General features: G+C 67.9%; 17 protein-coding genes. 7 read left to right on the forward strand and 10 right to left on the reverse strand.

The genetic code is table 11. From position 1 onward, the window contains the following. The first annotated feature begins 74 nt into the window (after positions 1-74). From queG to ABWP84_RS01800, 3 genes are read left to right on the forward strand one after another with little or no spacing between them, the layout of a single operon-like run. Complete coding sequence (gene queG / locus ABWP84_RS01790; RefSeq protein ID WP_408904228.1) at positions 75-1,139, forward strand: tRNA epoxyqueuosine(34) reductase QueG; 1,065 nt, start codon at positions 75-77, stop codon at positions 1,137-1,139. Then, positions 1,136-1,816 carry a 7-cyano-7-deazaguanine synthase QueC gene (gene queC, locus ABWP84_RS01795; protein ID WP_353210278.1) on the forward strand — a complete coding sequence of 227 codons (681 nt, stop codon included), beginning with the start codon at positions 1,136-1,138 and terminating at the stop codon, positions 1,814-1,816. The genes queG and queC overlap by 4 nt, the downstream gene beginning before the upstream one ends. After that, positions 1,806-2,363 carry a VUT family protein gene (locus tag ABWP84_RS01800; RefSeq protein ID WP_353210279.1) on the forward strand — a complete coding sequence of 186 codons (558 nt, stop codon included), beginning with the start codon at positions 1,806-1,808 and terminating at the stop codon, positions 2,361-2,363. The genes queC and ABWP84_RS01800 overlap by 11 nt, the downstream gene beginning before the upstream one ends. Here ABWP84_RS01800 and cueR read toward each other — a convergent pair whose 3' ends face one another. Then, positions 2,364-2,762: a Cu(I)-responsive transcriptional regulator gene (gene cueR, locus ABWP84_RS01805; protein WP_353210280.1), complete on the reverse strand. Its 399-nt coding sequence runs from the start codon at positions 2,760-2,762 to the stop codon at positions 2,364-2,366. It abuts the gene before it with no gap. After that, the gene (locus ABWP84_RS01810) at positions 2,759-4,924 is read right to left on the reverse strand and encodes a heavy metal translocating P-type ATPase (protein ID WP_353210281.1); all 2,166 of its coding nucleotides are present in this window, start codon (positions 4,922-4,924) and stop codon (positions 2,759-2,761) included. Before ABWP84_RS01810 ends, cueR begins: the two co-directional genes overlap by 4 nt. Positions 4,925-5,007: 83 nt before the next feature. On the opposite strand from ABWP84_RS01810, the gene ABWP84_RS01815 reads away from it, so the two are divergent. From ABWP84_RS01815 to ABWP84_RS01825, 3 genes are all read left to right on the forward strand, one after another. Beyond that, a complete protein-coding gene (locus tag ABWP84_RS01815; protein WP_353210282.1) occupies positions 5,008-5,205 on the forward strand; it encodes a heavy-metal-associated domain-containing protein in 198 nt (65 codons plus the stop codon). Positions 5,206-5,284: 79 nt separating this feature from the next. Continuing rightward, positions 5,285-6,487: a pyridoxal phosphate-dependent aminotransferase gene (locus ABWP84_RS01820; RefSeq protein WP_353210283.1), complete on the forward strand. Its 1,203-nt coding sequence runs from the start codon at positions 5,285-5,287 to the stop codon at positions 6,485-6,487. Continuing rightward, positions 6,469-7,467, forward strand: coding sequence for a GNAT family N-acetyltransferase (locus ABWP84_RS01825; protein WP_353210284.1), 999 nt, complete (start codon positions 6,469-6,471; stop codon positions 7,465-7,467). Before ABWP84_RS01820 ends, ABWP84_RS01825 begins: the two co-directional genes overlap by 19 nt. Positions 7,468-7,473: 6 nt before the next feature. Here ABWP84_RS01825 and ABWP84_RS01830 read toward each other — a convergent pair whose 3' ends face one another. From ABWP84_RS01830 to ABWP84_RS01865, 8 genes are all read right to left on the reverse strand, one after another. Continuing rightward, positions 7,474-8,325: an ABC transporter permease gene (locus ABWP84_RS01830; RefSeq protein ID WP_353210285.1), complete on the reverse strand. Its 852-nt coding sequence runs from the start codon at positions 8,323-8,325 to the stop codon at positions 7,474-7,476. Beyond that, positions 8,322-9,269, reverse strand: a complete 948-nt coding sequence (locus tag ABWP84_RS01835) for an ABC transporter permease (protein WP_353210286.1) — start codon at positions 9,267-9,269, stop codon at positions 8,322-8,324. Before ABWP84_RS01835 ends, ABWP84_RS01830 begins: the two co-directional genes overlap by 4 nt. Positions 9,270-9,312: 43 nt before the next feature. Then, the gene (locus tag ABWP84_RS01840) at positions 9,313-10,812 is read right to left on the reverse strand and encodes an ABC transporter substrate-binding protein (protein WP_353210287.1); all 1,500 of its coding nucleotides are present in this window, start codon (positions 10,810-10,812) and stop codon (positions 9,313-9,315) included. A 2-nt stretch (positions 10,813-10,814) separates the two neighbouring features. Further along, the gene (locus ABWP84_RS01845; protein ID WP_353210288.1) at positions 10,815-11,849 is read right to left on the reverse strand and encodes an oligopeptide/dipeptide ABC transporter ATP-binding protein; all 1,035 of its coding nucleotides are present in this window, start codon (positions 11,847-11,849) and stop codon (positions 10,815-10,817) included. Beyond that, on the reverse strand, positions 11,846-12,805 hold the full coding sequence (locus ABWP84_RS01850) for an ABC transporter ATP-binding protein (RefSeq protein WP_408904229.1): 960 nt from the start codon (positions 12,803-12,805) through the stop codon (positions 11,846-11,848). Before ABWP84_RS01850 ends, ABWP84_RS01845 begins: the two co-directional genes overlap by 4 nt. Continuing rightward, positions 12,802-13,500 carry a DUF1028 domain-containing protein gene (locus ABWP84_RS01855; RefSeq protein ID WP_353210289.1) on the reverse strand — a complete coding sequence of 233 codons (699 nt, stop codon included), beginning with the start codon at positions 13,498-13,500 and terminating at the stop codon, positions 12,802-12,804. The genes ABWP84_RS01850 and ABWP84_RS01855 overlap by 4 nt, the downstream gene beginning before the upstream one ends. 112 nt (positions 13,501-13,612) lie before the next feature. After that, positions 13,613-14,620, reverse strand: coding sequence for an aldo/keto reductase (locus ABWP84_RS01860; RefSeq protein WP_353210290.1), 1,008 nt, complete (start codon positions 14,618-14,620; stop codon positions 13,613-13,615). Further along, entirely contained in the window at positions 14,620-15,858 is a 1,239-nt protein-coding gene (locus tag ABWP84_RS01865; RefSeq protein ID WP_353210291.1) for an amidase, read from the reverse strand. The genes ABWP84_RS01860 and ABWP84_RS01865 overlap by 1 nt, the downstream gene beginning before the upstream one ends. Before the next feature lie 135 nt (positions 15,859-15,993). Between ABWP84_RS01865 and ABWP84_RS01870 the strand changes: the two genes are divergently transcribed. Then, positions 15,994-17,334 (forward strand): LLM class flavin-dependent oxidoreductase, encoded by a 1,341-nt coding sequence (locus tag ABWP84_RS01870; RefSeq protein WP_353210292.1) that lies wholly within the window; start codon positions 15,994-15,996, stop codon positions 17,332-17,334. Positions 17,335-17,441: the final 107 nt, after the last annotated feature.

Below are 17,441 nucleotides of genomic sequence, written 5' to 3' on the forward strand. Positions count from 1 at the left end.
CGGGCGCGCGGGGCAAGGTGGGGGCTAGGGGCGCATGCTGGGCAGCGGCGGCGGCAAGCTGATAGAAGCCCCGCATGGCTCCACACCGCAATTCGGCCCATGCCGCCATGGTGGCAAAATCCGTCATCACCGCCGCCGCACGGGCCCAGGGCTTTGATGCGGTGGGGTTTTGCGAGGCGGTGCTGCCTGATGCGGTGCGGCTGCGGCTGAACAATCATCTCGCGGCGGGCGAACATGGCTCCATGGCATGGATGGAGCGCCGCGCCGAGCAGCGCGCCCAGCCGCGCGCCCTATGGCCCGAGGTGGTGAGCGTGGTCTCGCTCGGGTTGAATTATGGGCCGGAAGGCGACCCCTTGGCGGCACTGGCGCGGGGTGGGCATGGCGCCATCAGCGTCTATGCCCAGGGGCGGGATTACCATGATGTGGTGAAGAAAAAGCTCAAGGCGCTGGGGCAATTCATGGCTCGGGAATATCGCGAGCATCAGTTGAAGGTGTTTGTGGATACAGCACCGGTGGCGGAAAAGCCGCTGGCGCAGCAGGCGGGGCTGGGCTGGCAGGGCAAGCACACCAATCTGGTGGCGCGCGGGCATGGCAGTTGGCTGTTTCTGGGCGAGATTTTCACCACCCTGCCCCTGCCCGCCGATGCGCCCGAGGCCGATCATTGCGGCCAATGCCGCGCCTGCCTTGATGCCTGCCCGACCGCGGCCTTCCCTGCCCCGTACCGGCTGGATGCGCGGCGTTGCATCGCCTATCTCACCATCGAGCATGCCGGGCCGATCCCGGAGGAATTTCGCGCCGCCATGGGCAATAGGATTTATGGTTGCGATGACTGCCTGGCGGTCTGCCCCTGGAATAAATTCGCCCGCGTGGCGCGGGAGGCGGCGTTGCAGCCGCGCGAGGCGGCGAAAAACCCACCGCTGGAGGAATTGGCCATGCTGGATGATACCAGTTTCCGCGAGAGGTTTTCCGGCTCGCCGATCAAGCGCATCGGGGTTGGACGGTTTTTGCGCAATGTGATGATCGGCATTGGCAATTCCGGCCAGGCGCGGCTGCGGCCGGCGGCGCAGCGCCATGCTGAGAGCGCTGACCCGGTGCTGGCCGAGGCGGCGCGCTGGGCTGTGGCGCGGCTGCCGGTATGAACGCCGCCCTCGTTCTCTTCTCCGGCGGCCAGGATAGCGCCACCTGCCTCGCCTGGGCGCTGGAGCGGTTTGAGCATGTCGAGACGCTGGGCTTTGATTATGGCCAGCGGCATGTGGTGGAACTCTCCTGCCGTGAGGTGCTGCGCAGGGGCATGGCCTCGCCCCGGCTGGGGGCTGACCATACGCTGCATATCCCCACCCTGGCAGAAATTGGTGGCTCGTCGCTCACCGAGGCGCGCGAGATTGCGCTGCGTGAGGATGGGCTGCCCAATAGTTTCGTGCCCGGGCGCAACCTGATTTTCCTGACCTTTGCCGCCGCACTCGCCGCGCGGCGCGGCATTCGCCATCTGGTGGGTGGCATGTGCGAGACGGATTACTCCGGCTATCCCGATTGCCGCGACGACACGCTCAAATCATTGCAGGCCACGCTCAATCTGGGCATGGCGACGCGCCTTGTGCTGCACACGCCGCTGATGTGGCTGGACAAGGCGGCCACCTGGCGGCTGGCGGAGAGGCTGGGCGGTGCGGCGCTGGTGGAATTAATCCGCGCCGAGAGCCATTCCTGCTATCTGGGCGCGCGCGACAGTCACCCTTGGGGGCATGGTTGTGGCCATTGCCCGGCTTGCGACTTGCGCGCCCGGGGCTGGCAGGCTTATACCGCGCGGCATGAACATTGATATCGCCCGCCGCGAGGGTTTTTGGGCCCTTGCCGGTTTCGCGCTTTGCATTCCGGCCGCCAATTGGCTGATCGGCCATGTTGGCACCTATTGCGTGCCCAATGGGCCTTGCCTGGTGCCGGTGGCGCCGGGGGTTGCCGCACCTTCGGGGGTGCTGATGGTGGGGCTGGCGCTGGTGTTGCGCGATGTGGTGCAGCGCCGGCTGGGGATGGGCTGGGCGATGGGGGCGATTGTGGCCGGGGCGGGGCTTTCGGCCTTTCTCGCGCCGCCGGCTTTGGTGGTGGCCTCGGCCGTGGCGTTCCTGTTGAGCGAGGTGGTGGATATGGCCGTCTATACCCCCCTGGCGCGGCGGGGCCTGGTGCTGGCGGTGGCTTTGAGCGGCGTGGCCGGCCTCGTGGTGGATAGTGTGGTGTTTCTCTGGCTGGCCTTTGGCAACCTGGACTTCCTGGCCGGGCAGGTGATTGGCAAGGCCTGGATGGTGCTGCTGGCGCTGCCGGTTATCGCCGCCCTGAAGCGGCGCGATGACCGGAGCGCCATGGCGGGCTGATCAGGCCACGACAGGGGCGGCCAGCCGCTCCAGGATGGGGCATTCCGGCCGATCATCGCCCTGGCAATGCTCGGCCAGATGGCCCAGGCTTTGCACCATCTCCTCCAACTCCAGGATGCGTTGGCGCAGGGCGGCAGCATGGCCCAGTGCGAGCGCCTTCACATCGGCGCTCGCCCGGCCGCGATCATTCCACAACGCCAGCAACTCGGCGATTTGCTTGATGGAGAAGCCCAGGTCGCGGGCGCGGCGGATGAAGCGCAGCCGATGCAGGTCACCTTCGGAATAATGCCGGTAATTGCTCTCGGAGCGCGTGGCGGCAGGGACCAGGCCCTGCTGCTCATACCAGCGGATCATCTTGGCCGAGACCCCGGTGGCGCGTGCGGCCTGTCCGATATTCATAGTTTCACCCCGCGTAAACGTAATGCATTGCCCAGGACGAAGAGGCTGGAGAAGCCCATCGCCCCCGCCGCTAACATGGGTGAAAGTCCCGGCCCGCCAAGGAGTTGCAATGCACCGGCAGCAACCGGGATCAGCGCGGCATTATAGGCGAAGGCCCAGGCCAAATTCTGTTTGATATTGGCCAGGGTGGCGCGCGATATCGTGATGGCCTGGGCCACGGTTTTCAGATCATCGCCCATCAGCACGACATCGGCGCTGTCGATGGCGATATCCGTCCCGGTGCCGATGGCGATGCCCACCGAGGCTGCGGCCAGGGCCGGGGCGTCATTGATGCCATCGCCGGTGAAGGCGAAGCCGGGGGCGGCGGCCAGGGCGGCGACCTTATCGGCCGGCAGCAGCCCGCCCTTCGCTTCCTCGATGCCCAGGCTGCGGGCCATGGCGGCAACGGTTGCGGGGTGGTCGCCACTGAGGATCATCAGGCGCAACCCCAGGGAGCGCAGCAGGGCGATGGCCTCGGCGGTATTGGGGCGCAGCCGGTCGGCCACCAGCAGCAGCCCTGCTGCCTGTTCGCCCAGGGCGATGAAGACCGGGGTTTGCCCTTGGGACGCCGCCTCGGCCGCCATGGGCTCCAGCGCATCGGGGCTGATGCCGGCCCGGCGGAGATAGGCGGCCGAGCCTAGGCGGATGGTCTGGCCCTCAACCTCGGCCGCCGCACCCTCGCCGGAGGTGGCGAGGAAGCCCTGCGCCGGCAGCGGGTTGGGGTGGGCTGCGAGGATGGCGCGGGCGATGGGGTGCTCGCTATGGGCCTCGACGGCGGCGGCCAGGCGCAGCAGCGCTTCGGGTGTGAAGCCTTCCGCCGGCCTTGTGTCGATCAGGGCGGGGTGGCCCTCGGTCAGCGTGCCGGTCTTGTCGAAGGCCACACCTTGCACATCGGCCAGGCGCTGCAGGGCGTCGCCATGGCGGAACAGCACGCCCAATGCGGCGGCGCGGCCCATGCCCACCATGATGGAGGTGGGGGTGGCAAGGCCCATGGCGCAGGGGCAGGCAATGATCAGCACCGCCACCGCATGGGTCAGCGCCACCGCCAGCGAGGGGCCGAAGGCCAGCCACAGGGCGAAGGTGAGCGCGGCCACCGCCATCACCGCGGGGACGAACCACAGCGTGATGCGGTCCACCAGCGCCTGGATGGGCATCTGGGCGTTCTGCGCCTCCTCTACCATGCGGATGACGCCGGCGAGGAGGGTATCGCCACCCAGCTTATCCACCCGGATGGTGAGTGCTCCCGATTGGTTCACGCTGCCGCCCAGCACCGCATCGCCGGGGCCGCGCGCCACTGGCATGGGCTCGCCGGTGAACATGGATTGGTCAAGAAAACTTGTCCCCGTCAGCACGGTGCCATCGGTGGGGATGGCCTCGCCCGGGCGGATGAGCAGGGCGTCGCCCAGCACCAAGGTATCGAGCGCCACCTCGCTGCCATCGGCCCGGCGGGCGGTGCGCGGCGCCAGGCGGGAGAGGGCGCGGATGGCGCCCGAGGTGCGGCCGCGGGCGCGGCCCTCCAGCCAGCGGCCGAGCAGCACCAGGGCCACGATCACCCCGGCGGATTCGAAATACACCGCCTCCTCAGGCGTGGTGGCCAGGATGGCGGCGGAATAGACCCAGGCGGCGCCGGCGCCGATGGCCACCAGCGCGTTCATATCCGGCGCGCGGCGCCACAGCGCCGGCAGGCCGAGGCGGAAAAAGCGAAGCCCGGGGCCGAAGAGGATGGCGGTGGCGAGGCCGCCCTGGATCATGTGGCTGGCGGGCAGGCCGATGGTGTGTGCGATCCAGTGATGGATGGCGGGGAGCAGATGGCCGCTCATCTCCAGCAGCAGCAGCGGCAGGGCGAGCGCCAGGGCCAGGGCGGCGGCGTGGCCCAGCCTTTGCTGTTCGGCCGCGCGGGCGGCGGCACGGTCTTCGGCCGGGGTGAAGGCATGGGCGCCGTAGCCGCTCTCCTCCACCGCCGCGAGCAGGGTGGCGAGGGTGACATCGCCGGTGATCTCGGCCCGCTCGGTGGCCAGGTTCACATGGGCATGGGTGACGCCGGGCACTGCTTGCAAGGCGCGGCCCACCCGGCTGGCGCAGGCGGCGCAGGTCATGCCCTCGATGGTGAGTTGGGTGTTCATGGGTTGGTCAATGGGCTTTCCCAATATGGCAAGGTCAAGAGGGTGCTTGACCTTGCCATAGGGGAAGGCGCGATGCTGTGGTTATGACCCAGATCAACCTCACCATCCCCGATATGCATTGCGATGGTTGCCTGCGCGCGATCACCCGCCTGGCGCAAAAGCTGGACCCGCAGGTGCGGGTGAGCGCCGATCTGCCGGCGCGGCAGGCCAGTTTTATCGGCGCGCTGGATGAGGCGGTGCTGCGGGCGGCGCTGGCGAAGGCGGGGTATCAGCCGGGCTGATCGGCAAGACGCGCGGGCGGCGGCTTGGCGCTGGCGGGCGGCGGGATTAGTTTTACATCCGCAATCCTGAGGAAACACCATGCCCGCCCTGGCTGACCGCCTGAACATCATCAAGATGTCTGCCTCCACGATGATGAGCGTGAAATCGCGCGAATTGGCGGCGAAGGGGGTGAAGGTCATCGCGCTGACCGTGGGCGAGCCGGATTTCGCCACCCCTGTCCATGCCATCGAGGCGGCGCATCAGGCGGCGCTGGCGGGCAATACGAAATACCCGCCGCAGGATGGTATCCCGGCGCTGAAGGCTGCGGTGCAGCGCAAATTCAAGCGCGACAATCATCTCGACTATGCGCTGGACGAGATCATGGTCGGCAATGGCGGCAAGCAGATCATCTTCAACGCCTTCATGGCCACGCTGAATGAGGGCGATGAGGTGGTGATCCCTGCCCCCTATTGGATCAGCTATGCCGATATGGCGAAGGTGGCGGGCGGCAAGCCGGTGCTGGTGAATTGCCCGCAAAACAATGGCTTCAAGCTGCGGCCGGAGGATCTGGAAGCCGCCATCACGCCGCGCACCAAATGGCTGCTGCTGAATTTTCCCTCCAACCCCACGGGGGCGGCCTGCTCACGCGCCGAAATGCAGGCCATTGCCGATGTTATGCTGCGTCATCCGGATATCTGGATTCTGACCGATGATATGTATGAGCATGTGATCTATGACGGCTTTGAATTCTGCACCATCGCCGAGGTGGAGCCGCGGCTGAAGGAGCGCACGCTGACGGTCAATGGTGCCTCGAAGGCCTATGCGATGACCGGCTGGCGCATCGGCTTTTGCGGCGGGCCGCGGGCGCTGATCAAGGGCATGATCAATATGCAGGGCCAGGCGACGAGCGGGGTTTCCACCGTGGGTCAGGCGGCCGCGGCGGCGGCGCTGGACGGGCCGCAGGAGTTTGTCGCCGAACGCGCCGAGATTTTCCAGGCGCGGCGCGACATGGTGGTGGAAATGCTCAACGCCGCGCCGGGGATGAGTTGCCACAAGCCTGAGGGGGCGTTTTATGTCTTCCCCAATATCGCCGGCTGCATCGGCAAGACCACCAAGGGCGGCAAGCTGATCGAGACCGATAGCGATTTCGCCCTGGCGCTGCTGGAGGAGAAGCATGTCGGCACGGTGATGGGCGCGGCCTATGGCATGAGCCCCTATATCCGCGTCTCCTACGCCACCGACACCGAGAGCCTGCGTGAGGCCTGCGGGCGGATTCAGGAATTTTGCCGCGAGTTGTCTTGATCCGCGCTGGCACCGATAGCGACACGGCCGCCTATATCAGGCTGATCGGCGAGGCCTGGGGCGAATACCCTGGGGTGATCTTCGATGTGGATGCGGAGTTGCCGGAACTCTACCGCCTGGCGAGTTGGTTTGCCGAGGCGGGCGGCAGGGTCTGGCTGGCGGAAGAGGATGGCCGGGCGCTGGGCATGGTTGGCACCCGCCCGCTTGGCGCCGATGCCGCCTTCGAGATCTGCAAGATGTATGTTGACCGAGCCGCGCGCGGCTCGGGGCTGGCGCAGCGCCTGATAGAGACCGCCGAGGCGCATGCCCGCGCGCAGGGCGCGCAACGCATGGTGCTCTGGACCGATACGCGCTTTGAGGCGGCGCATCGCTTCTATGAGAAGCAATCCTATATCCGCCAGGGCGCGGTGCGGATTTTGGATGACCTCTCGAAATCCCTGGAATTCCGCTACGCCAAGCCACTCACCGGCCTGGTGGTGGAGATGCTGGACGGGGCTGCGGCCAGCAGCGCGGAGCGGCGCCTGTCCGACATCATGATTGGCTGCGTGGCGCAGGGCGGCTCGCTGCATTGGCGCCAGAGGCTGGCCCCCGACACTGCCCGCGCCCAAATGCGGCGCGTGGCGGCCGAGGTGGCGGCGCAGCAGAGGCTGCTGCTGGCGGCCTGGGCCGGGACGCGGCTGGCCGGCAGCATCCAGATCGACCTCGCCATGGCGGAAAGCCAGGCGCATCGCGCCGTGCTGCAGGATTGGCGGGTGGAGCCTGCGATGCGCCGCCAGGGAATGGGCCTTGCATTGCTGGCCGGCGCTGAGGCGGCGGCGGCGCGGCTGGGCCGGCGGCTGCTCAGCCTGGAGACCCCTGCCGGGGGCAGTGGCGAGCGGCTGCTGTTGGCGGCGGGCTGGCGCGAGGCCGGGCGCATCCCGGGGCTGGCGCTGGATGCGGCGGGCGCGGGGATCGAGGCGGTGCGCTACATCAGGGCGTGAGCCGCGCTACCGCCGCGCACTTCGCGGGTCCAGCGCATCGCGCAGCCCATCGCCCAGCAGGTTCAGCGCCAGCACCAGCAGGAAAATCGCCATGCCGGGGAAGATGGCAAGCCAGGGCGCATTCTCGATGAAGCGCTGGGCGCTGTTGAGCATTGAGCCCCAGGAGGGTGCGGGCGGCTGCTGGCCGAGGCCGAGGAAGGAGAGCGAGGCCTCGGCGATGATGGCCTCGGCGATGGAGAGCGTGGCCTGCACGAGCAAGGGCGGGGCGATATTGGGCAGGATATGCACGAGCGCCGTGCGCCAGGGCGGATTGCCCATGGCCCGCGCAGCCTCGGCATAATCGGTGGTATTGGCCTCCAGCGCCATGCCGCGGGCGAGACGGGCGAAGACCGGGCTGGCCGAGATAGCGATGGCCAGCATGGCGTTTTCCAAGGCTGGGCCGAGGAAGGCCGCCAGGGCAATGGCCAGGATGAGGAACGGTACCGCCAGCATGGCATCGGCCACGCGGGAGATCAGCGCATCCACCCAGCCACCCGCCAGCCCGGCCAGCAGGCCTATCGGCACGCCGATCAGCAGCGCGCCGCCCACCGCGATGACCCCGGCCATCAGCGAGGCCCGCGCACCCCACAGCACGCGCGAGAGCACATCGCGGCCATTCTCATCGGTGCCAAACCAATGCGCGGCCGAAGGTGCGCGGCGAATGGCGGACCAGGAGGTGGCCAGCGGGTCGGCCGGTGAAATCCAGGGCGCGAGCAGGGCCGCCGCCACGAAGAGCACCACCACGACCAGGCCGAACATCGCCAGGCGATGGCGCAGCAGCGCGGCCAGGGCGCGGCGGGCAGGGGAGGAGGGGCTCATGCCGCGCGCAGCCTGGGGTTGATCAGCATGTAGAGAATATCCGCCACCAGCGAGAGCGCGACAAAGATCAGGGCCGTGGCCAGCACCACGCCTTGCACCACCGGATAATCCCGGTTGAACACCGCATCCACCACCAGCTTGCCAAAGCCGGGGATGGAGAAAATCTGCTCCGTCAGCACAGCGCCGGCCAGCAGGCGGCCGAACTCTATGGTGCCCAGCGTGACGACGGGGATCAGCGCATTGCGCAGCGCGTGGCGGGCGATGACGCTGCGCTCGACCACGCCCTTGGCGCGGGCGGTGCGGATGTAATCCTGCTCCAACGCGCCCAGCATGGCGGCACGGGTGTGGCGCATGAGCACGCTCGCAACCCCAGTGCCGAGCACGAAGGCCGGCATGATGGTGGTGGCCAGCGACTGCCAGGGATCCTCCCAAAGCGGCACATAGCCCGAGGGCGGCAGCCAGCCGAGTTGCACCGAGAAGAGCAGGATCATCATGATGCCGAGCCAGAAATTCGGCATGGAAATGCCAAAGAGTGCTACAGCATTCATAAGCCAATCCAATGGCTTATCCTTCGCCACCGCCGAGATGACGCCAGCGGGCACGCCAATCGCCACGCCGATGACAAAGCTCATCGAGGCGAGTTGTGCGGTGACCGGCAGCTTGTCCAGCAGCAATTCCCCCACCGGCACGCGGATGCGCCAGGAGAAGCCGAAATCGCCATGCAGCAGCCGCCACAGCCAATGGCCATATTGCTCGAGCAAGGGACGGTCGAGCATGAGTTCGGCGCGGATTTGCGCCAGCACCGCCGGGTCGCCACGCTCTTCGCCGGCCAGGATCAGCGCCGGATCACCGGGCATGAGCTGTTGCAGGGCGAAAATGCCAAAGCTGAGGATGAGCAGCGTGGGCAGAATCTGCCCAAGACGGCGGAGGAACCAGGAGATCATGGGGCTATGGGCCGATGCGCGGCATGGCCCTCCATGCGAGGCGTCATTGCAGGCGCAGCCCCTGCACCCGGATCAGCCCATCGGCCACCGCGGTGAAGCCGGTGACGCGCGTGCTATGCGCCACGATGTTCTTGCGGTGCCATAAATAGATCCTGCCGCGATCCTGCCGGAGCGCGATGGCATAGATCTGGGCATAGAGCTCGCGCCGCCGGGCGGGGTCGAATTCCAGGCGTGCGGCATCGAGCAGGCGGTCCACCTCGGGGTTGGCGTAGCGGCCATCATTGCTGGGGCCGCGGCTGTGCATGAAGGTCCAGGTATTGCCATCGGGGTCCACCCGGCCGGACCAGCCGAGGAGATAGGTCTCGAACTCGCCGCGCGTCGCCGCCTGGAGGGAGCTGGCGAATTCCATGGTATTGATCCGCAGGTCAAAGCCCGCCTCGCGCAGCATGGCCTGCATCACCTCGGCCGCCTGGCGCAGATCGGGGCTATTGGGCACGGTCATCTCGACGGCGAGGGGCGTGCGAACACCCGCCTCGCGCAGCAGGGCGCGGGCGCGCTCAAGATTGCGCGGCTCGGGCTGGAAGCTCGGCACATGCAGAGGGTTGGTGGGCGGCACCGGCTGGGCGGTGGGGGTGTACATGCCCTCATAGACCACCTGGTTGATCACCTGGCGGTCCAGCGCCAATTCGAAGGCGGCGCGCACACGGGGGTCCTGGCCCATCGGCGTTTGCGCCCGCGCGCCATTGGCGACGTTGAGGGTGATCGACTGGTATCCCAGCTCGTCGGTGATATTGATCCGCAGGCGGCTGTTGCGGCGCACCGCGCCCACATCATCGGGGTCGATGCTCTGCACCATCTCCAGGGCGCCAGATTGCAGGTTCGCCAGGCGCACGGTGCTGTCGCTGATGACCTGGTAGGTGATGCGCGGGATGGTGGTGCTGGCGGCATTCCAATATTCCGCGAAGCGGTCCACCACGATGCGGTCCTGCGCCACCCGCTCGGTGAAGCGATAGGGGCCGGCGCAGATCGGGCGCAGGCCGAAATTGCGCCCTGCCGCCTCGGCCGCGCGTGGGCTGACGATCATGCCGGCACGGTCGGTCAATTGTGCCAGGAAGGCGGCCGAGGGCTCGCGCAGGCGGATCAGCACGGTCAGCGGGTCAACCACCTCCACGCTCTCCATGGTGTTGATCTCGCCGCGGCGGAAACTGCCCTGCATGGTGAGGTGGCGGTTGAGCGAATAGCGCACCGCCTCGGCATCCATCGCCTCGCCATCATGGAATTTCACCCCGGGGCGAAGGGTGATGCGCAGCGTCTTCGGGTCATCCCAGTGATGGCTGGTGGCGAGTTGGGGGATGATTTCGAGCCGTGCATTGATGTCGAACAGCTTGTCGCAGAGGGCGGCGAAGACGATGCGGCCGACAAAGGTGCGGGCCAGCGTCGGGTCCATGATATCGGGGTCCTCACGCAGGCCGATGCGCAGGTTTTGCGCGCTGGCGGCCGAGGCGGTGAGGAGGAGGGCGAGGGCGGCGATGCGGCGGAACATGTCTATCCATTCTCCCGTTGGAAGCGCGCGGCGAGGCGGGTGAGGCGCTCGCCGCCGATGGTGTTTTCGTGGAAGGGGGCGGCGGGTGGCAGGCTATCAGCCAGGAAGCAGGCGGCGCGATGGCCCTCGCCCGCCAGTTCCGGCATGGTGGCGCTGCAGGCGGGGGCGGCATGGGCGCAGCGGGTGTGGAAGCGGCAGCCGGGCGGCGGCGCGATGGGGCTTGGCACATCGCCTTGCAAAGGTGCGGCCTTATTGCCCTGCCCCGGCACGGCGGCGAGCAGCGCGCGGGTATAGGGGTGGCGCGGCGCGGCAAAGACCTGGGCGGTGGGCCCTTCCTCGACAATGCGGCCCAGATACATCACCGCCACCCGATCGGCGATGTGGCGCACCACGCCCAGATCATGGCTGATCATGATGAAGCCCAGATTGAATTCGGCGATGAGGTCCTGCAGCAGGTTCAGCACCTGCGCCTGCACCGAGACATCGAGCGCGGAGACCGGTTCATCGCCGATGATCAGCCTCGGCCCGCTGGCCAGGGCGCGGGCGATAGCGATGCGCTGGCGCTGGCCGCCGGAGAATTCATGCGGCCAGCGATGGGCCATCTCAGGCCGCAGCCCCACCCGGGTGAGCAAATCCGCCACCCGCATGGCGCGGCCGGTGCGGGTGAGGCCAGTGTGCAGGATCAGCGGTTCCTCGATGGCGGCGGCGACGCTCATCCGCGGGTCGAGGCTGCCAAAGGGATCCTGGAAGATGATCTGGGCGTGTTTGCGCCTTGCCCGCAGCGCCTTGCCGGAGAGGGCGGAGAAATCCTCGCCCTCGAAGCGAATCTCGCCGCTATCGGGTTCGATCAGCCGCAGCGCCAACCGGCCCAGGGTGGATTTGCCGCAGCCGCTCTCGCCCACAATGGCCAGCACCTCGCCGGGCATCACATGCAGGCTCACGCCATCCACCGCGCGCACCGCGCCGCGCGGGCGGCCCAGCGCGTCGCGCACCGGGAAGTGTTTGGTCACCTGGGTGAGTTCGAGCAGCGGCGTCATGCGGCGGCGTCCAGTGGCGCGTTCCAGCAGGCCACCTGGTGCGGGCCTTCGGCCAGGGGGGGCGTGGTGTCGCAGCGCGATGTGACGAAGGGGCAGCGCGGCGCGAAGCGGCAGCCCGGCGGCGGGGCGGCCAAATCCGGCACTGTGCCGGCGATATTGGCGAGCCTGCCGCCGGGGGCTGAGAAACGCGGCGCGGCGCCCAGCAGGCCGATGGTGTAAGGGTGCTCGGGCCGGGCGAAGAGCGCCTGGGCCGGCGCTGCCTCAGCCACCCTGCCGGCATACATCACCACCACATCATCGGCGTAATCCGCCACCACGCCCAGATCATGGGTGACGAGGAGGATAGCGGTGCCGGTCTCGCGCTTGAGCGTCTCGAGCAGGGCCAGGATTTGCGCTTGGACGGTGACATCGAGGGCTGTGGTGGGTTCATCGGCAATCAGCAGGCGCGGCTTGCAGGCCAGCGCCATGGCAATCATCACCCGCTGGCGCATGCCGCCGGAGAGCTGATGCGGATAGGCTGCGGCACGGCGGGCCGGTTCGGGGATGCGCACGCGGTCGAGCATTTCTATCGCGCGCTTGAGGGCAAGGTCCGCCGCCAGGCCCTCATGCACCCGCAGCGCCTCGGCCACCTGCTCGCCGGCAGTGAAGGCGGGGTTGAGGCTGGTCATCGGCTCCTGGAAGATCATCGCCATGGCGCCGCCGCGCAGCTTGCGCCGCTCTGCCTTTGGCAGGGTGAGCAGGTCGCGCCCTTCGAAGATCACCCGGCCCTCGGTGCGGGCATTATCGGCCAGCAGGCCCATGATGGCGAGGGAGGTGACGGATTTGCCGCAACCGCTTTCGCCCACCACCGCGAGGGTGCGGCCGGGGGCGAGGGAGAAGCCGACATGATCCACCGCGCGCAGCGCCCCGCGCTGGGTGGCGAAGGTGACGGAGAGGTTCTCGACGGTGAGCATCATCGGCCCGCTGCCGCGATGGAGGCGTTGATCACCTCGCGGTCAAACACGCCCGGATGGTCGCGCCCGGCGAGGAAACGGCGGAAATGCACATAGCGCTCCCGTGCCACGGAGAGCAGGCGGCGGAGTTCGGCCAGCGGGTCGGCATGGTCATCCACCCGCAGGTCGAGATCGGTATAGGGGTCGCGGCTCGCCACCATCAGGGCGGCGGCCTGCTTGCCGCGGGCATCGCCGCCCTCGGCCTCGCCGGCCTCCAGGGCTGCGATCAGGCGGTCCGCCATCGGCAGGCCCTGGCTGTCGAGATAGGCATCGCGGGTTGCTTCCACCACGCGCGGGCCGGCCAGCATATTGCCGGCCACTGAGACATTCTCCGACCAGACCGCGCCGCACCAGGGCACACAATCGCGGCCGGTGTGCTGGGCGATTTCGCCGCTCATGCCCAGAATGTGGAATTGCCTTGCCTGCCGCCCGGCATCGGCGGCCAGCAGCGCCGCCAGCACGGCGGCGGGCGTTTCGCCGGCGCGCAGCCGCTCCATGCCGGCAATGCCCAGCATGGGGTTGACCAGCGCCTGGGTGGCCAGTGCCGCCACCTGGCCTTCCACCTTGGGGCATAGCGCGCCGACGGCGAAGAAGCGGGTGGCGACGGCCACGCCCAATTCACCGGTGGCGGGGTCTCGCGCAAGGATGGACCATGTCATGCCAGCGCTTCACCACGCGGGCGGGTAGCAGGCAAGTGGGGCGGCGCGGCGGCGCGGCGGCATGGCGAGAGATATGCCTGATTTTGCGGCACAGGCGGTTCTGCCACGGGCCTCATCCGCGCAGGGGCCGCCCTTCCAGCGGGTATTGCGGGTCATTATAGCCCGGGGTGGAGGGGTGGCCGGGGGTGACCAGCCCATCGACCAGCGCCTCATCCTCCGGGGTCAGCGTCACCGCCAGGGCGCCGAGATAGTCCTCCCATTGCGCCATGATGCGCGGGCCGACCACGGCGCCGGTCACCAGGGGGTTATGCAACACCCAGGCGAGCGCATATTGCCCGGCCGAGCAGCCCAGCGCATCCGCCCGGGCTGCGAGTTTTTCTGCGATTTCGAGGCTCTCCGGCCGCCATTCGGTTTCCATCATGCGCCTGTCGCGCCGCGCCGCGCGCGAGCCCTCGGGCGGCAGCACATTGGGGCGGTATTTGCCGGTGAGCACACCGCGCGCCAGGGGTGAATAGGGGTAAATGCCCAGGCCCAGCGCGCCGCAGGCGGGCAGATGCTCCACCTCGATCTGCCGGTTCAGCGCATTGTAGAGCGGCTGACTGACCACCGGGCGGTCGATGCCGGCGAGGTCGCAAAGCCGGCAGATTTCCGCCACCCGCCAGGCGCGATGGTTGCTCAGGCCGAAATGGCGGATTTTGCCGGCGCGGATGAGGTCGGCCATGGCGCGCACGCTTTCGGCCAGCGGCGTCGCGTGGTCTTCCTTGTGCCAATAGAGGATGTCGATGGTCTCGGTGTTGAGGCGGCGCAGGCTGGCCTCCACGGCGTGAAACGCATAGGCGCGGGAGAGGCCGCCATCATTGGGGCCATGGCCGGTGGCATTGCCGAGTTTGGTGGCCAGCACCCACCAGGGGCGCTCGGCGGCGATGGCGCGGCCCACCACCTCCTCCGAGGCGCCTCCATTATAGACATCGGCGGTGTCGATGAAATTCACCCCGGCGGCGCGGGCGGCATCGGTGATGCGCTGGCTTTCGGCCTCATCGGTGGCGCCGCCGAACATCATCGTGCCCAGGCACAGGGACGAGACGCGCAGCCCCGAATGGCCGAGATTGCGGTATTGCATCAGCCCATCACCGCCTGGCGCACCCATTCGCCCCACATCAGGCAGGCGGCGTCCTGGCCCAGCGGGGTCACGATTTGCGCGCCCAGCGGCAGGCCCTGCGCGCCATGGCCAATGGGCACGCTGACGGCGGGGGTGTGCAGCAGGGTCCATAGCGAGTTGAACACCGGGTCACCGGTGTTTTCGAGGCCCAGCGGCGCCTCATCGGGGGCAGCGGGGGTGAGGACGGCGTCAAAGCCCTCGATTGCGCCGGCGAAGGCATCCTGCGCGGCGTGGAAGGCGGCGCGGCCATCGATGAGGCGCTGCGTTGGCGCGGCGCGGGCCTCCAGCATGCGCTCCAGCAGACCGGGGGAGAGTTTTTCCGGCGCGGTGGCCAATTCGAAGGCCAGCGCCTGGGCGCTTTCCATGTTCATGACCCAGGGGTGGGCTGCCATGGCGGCGGCAAAGACGGAAGGCAGGGTGAGGACCACCACCTCCGCCCCCTTGGCGCGGCAGGCCTCTGCTACGCTCTCCAGCACCGCCCGGGTCTGGGGGGTATTGGCATCCACCAAAGCCAGGCGCGGCGGGCGGGGGGCGGCAGTGTCGGGCTGGCCGTAATCGCCGCCGGTCATGGCCGACATCGCCAGGGCGCAATCAGCCACCGAGCGGGCCATGACGCCGATAGTGTCCAGGCTCTCGCTCATCACCTTCATGCCGCCGCGATGCAGCGCACCGAAGCTGGGCTTGAAGCCGACCACGCCGCAATAGGCCGCCGGGCGGAGGATGGAGCCGCCGGTTTGCGTGCCAATGCCGAAATGGAAAAAGCCCGCCGCGACGCCGGCCGCCGAGCCGGAGGAGGAGCCGCCGGGCGTATGCGCCGGATTATGCGGGTTGGTGGTGGGGCCGGGATGGCGGGTGGCGAATTCGGTGGTCACGGTCTTGCCCATCACCGCGCCGCCGGTGGTTTTGGCCAGCGCCACGCAGGCGGCATCGGCGCGCGGCTGCCAGCCATCCCAGATCGGGTTGCCGTATTGGCTGGGCTGGTCGGCGGTGTCGAGCACATCCTTCACGCCGAAAAAGGTGCCGGCCAAGGGCCCGGGGCCGGCGCTGGGGGCGGGGTGGATGTCGACAAAGGCGCGCACCACCGGCTCACGCTCGGCAATGCGCTGGGCCAGTGCCTCGCGCATGTCGGCAAAGCTGAGCGTGCCGGCGGCGATGCGGGCCAGGGTTTGGGTGGCGGTGAGGTCAGCGATCTGGGTCATGGGGAGAGCTTAATGGCTCAGCCGTTTAGGTCCAGCGCTGCGCGAGATGTCACGGCCTTGGGTTTTGTGCCGGGTGCGGGTTTTTTGGGCGGCCCGCCGCCCCATATCGCTGCGGTCCGTGAAAAGGAGGGAAGCATGGCTGCCCGGCGGCAATTGCATCTGGGGGCCTTCATGCGCCCCGTTTCCATCCATACCGGGGCCTGGCGCTACCCCGGCGCCTGGCCGGATGCGAATTTCAATTTCCCGCGGCTGGCGCGGCTGGCGCAGAAGCTGGAGGCGGGAAAGTTCGATGCCTTCTTCATGGCCGACCATCTGGCGCTGCTGAATATGCCCATCGAGGCGCTGCGCCGCTCCCACACCGTGACCAGCTTTGACCCGATGACCCTGCTGCCGGCTTTGGCCGCGGTGACCGAGCGGATCGGCCTGATCGCGACCGCCAGCACGACCTATAATGACGCCTATCATGTGGCGCGGAAATTCGCCTCGCTGGATCATATTTCCAATGGCCGGGCGGGGTGGAATTTGGTGACCACCGCGAACCCGGATGCGGCGCAGAATTTTGGCCATGACGAACACATGGCGCATGGCGAGCGCTATAAGCGCGCCCGGGAATTTTATGATGTGGTGACCGGGCTATGGGATAGTTTTGCCGATGATGCCTTCATCCGCGATGTACAGAGCGGGATTTTCTGGGACCCCGCGCGGATGCATGTGCTGAACCATAAGGGGGCGGAATTGTCGGTGCGCGGGCCGCTGAATGTGGCGCGGCCGGTGCAGGGCTGGCCGGTGATCGTGCAGGCCGGGGCCTCGGATGCCGGGCGGCAGATTGCGGCTGAAACCGCCGAGATGGTTTTTGCCGCCGGCGGCGTGATCGGCGAGGCCCAGGCCTTCTACGCCGATGTGAAAGGCCGGGCGGAGGCGATTGGCCGCAACCCCGACCGTATCAAGATCCTGCCCGGTTGCCTGGTGGTGGTGGGCGCCACGGTGGCGGAGGCACAAGCCAAGCGCGCCCATTTGGACAGCCTGGTGCATTATGAGAGCGCCATCGGCTCGCTGAGTTCCATGCTGGGGGTGAATGCCAGCGGCTTTGACCCCGATGCGCCCCTGCCGGAAATCCCCGAGACAGAATCCTCCAAAAGCGGCCGCGAGCGGGCGATTAAGCTGGGCGAGAGGGAGAAGCTGACGGTGCGGCAATTGGCCCAGCGCCTGGGCGGCTATGGCGGGGCGGCGCTGGTGGGCACGCCCCGGACCATCGCCGATGACATGCAGGCCTGGCTGGAGGGGCGCGCCTGTGACGGCTTCAACGTGATGTTCCCCTATGTGCCGGGGGGCCTGGATGATTTTGTCGAACAGGTGGTGCCAGAATTGCAGGCGCGCGGGCTGTTCCGGCGGGAGTATGAAGGCACCACGCTGCGCGAGCATCTGGGCCTGCCCCGGCCGGAGAACCAGTTTTTTCGGGCGGCGGGGGTGGGGTGAGAATAGCGGCTGCTGATGGACAAATAGCGAGGGGGGGAAAAGATCGAGGGGCTTTGCCCCTCGAGCACCCCAGCAGGAAACTCAGTTTCCTGCACCTTCGTTAGTTT

Origin of the sequence: Rhodovarius sp. (assembly GCF_040399605.1) — a bacterium.
Lineage (GTDB): Bacteria > Pseudomonadota > Alphaproteobacteria > Acetobacterales > Acetobacteraceae > Rhodovarius > Rhodovarius crocodyli_A.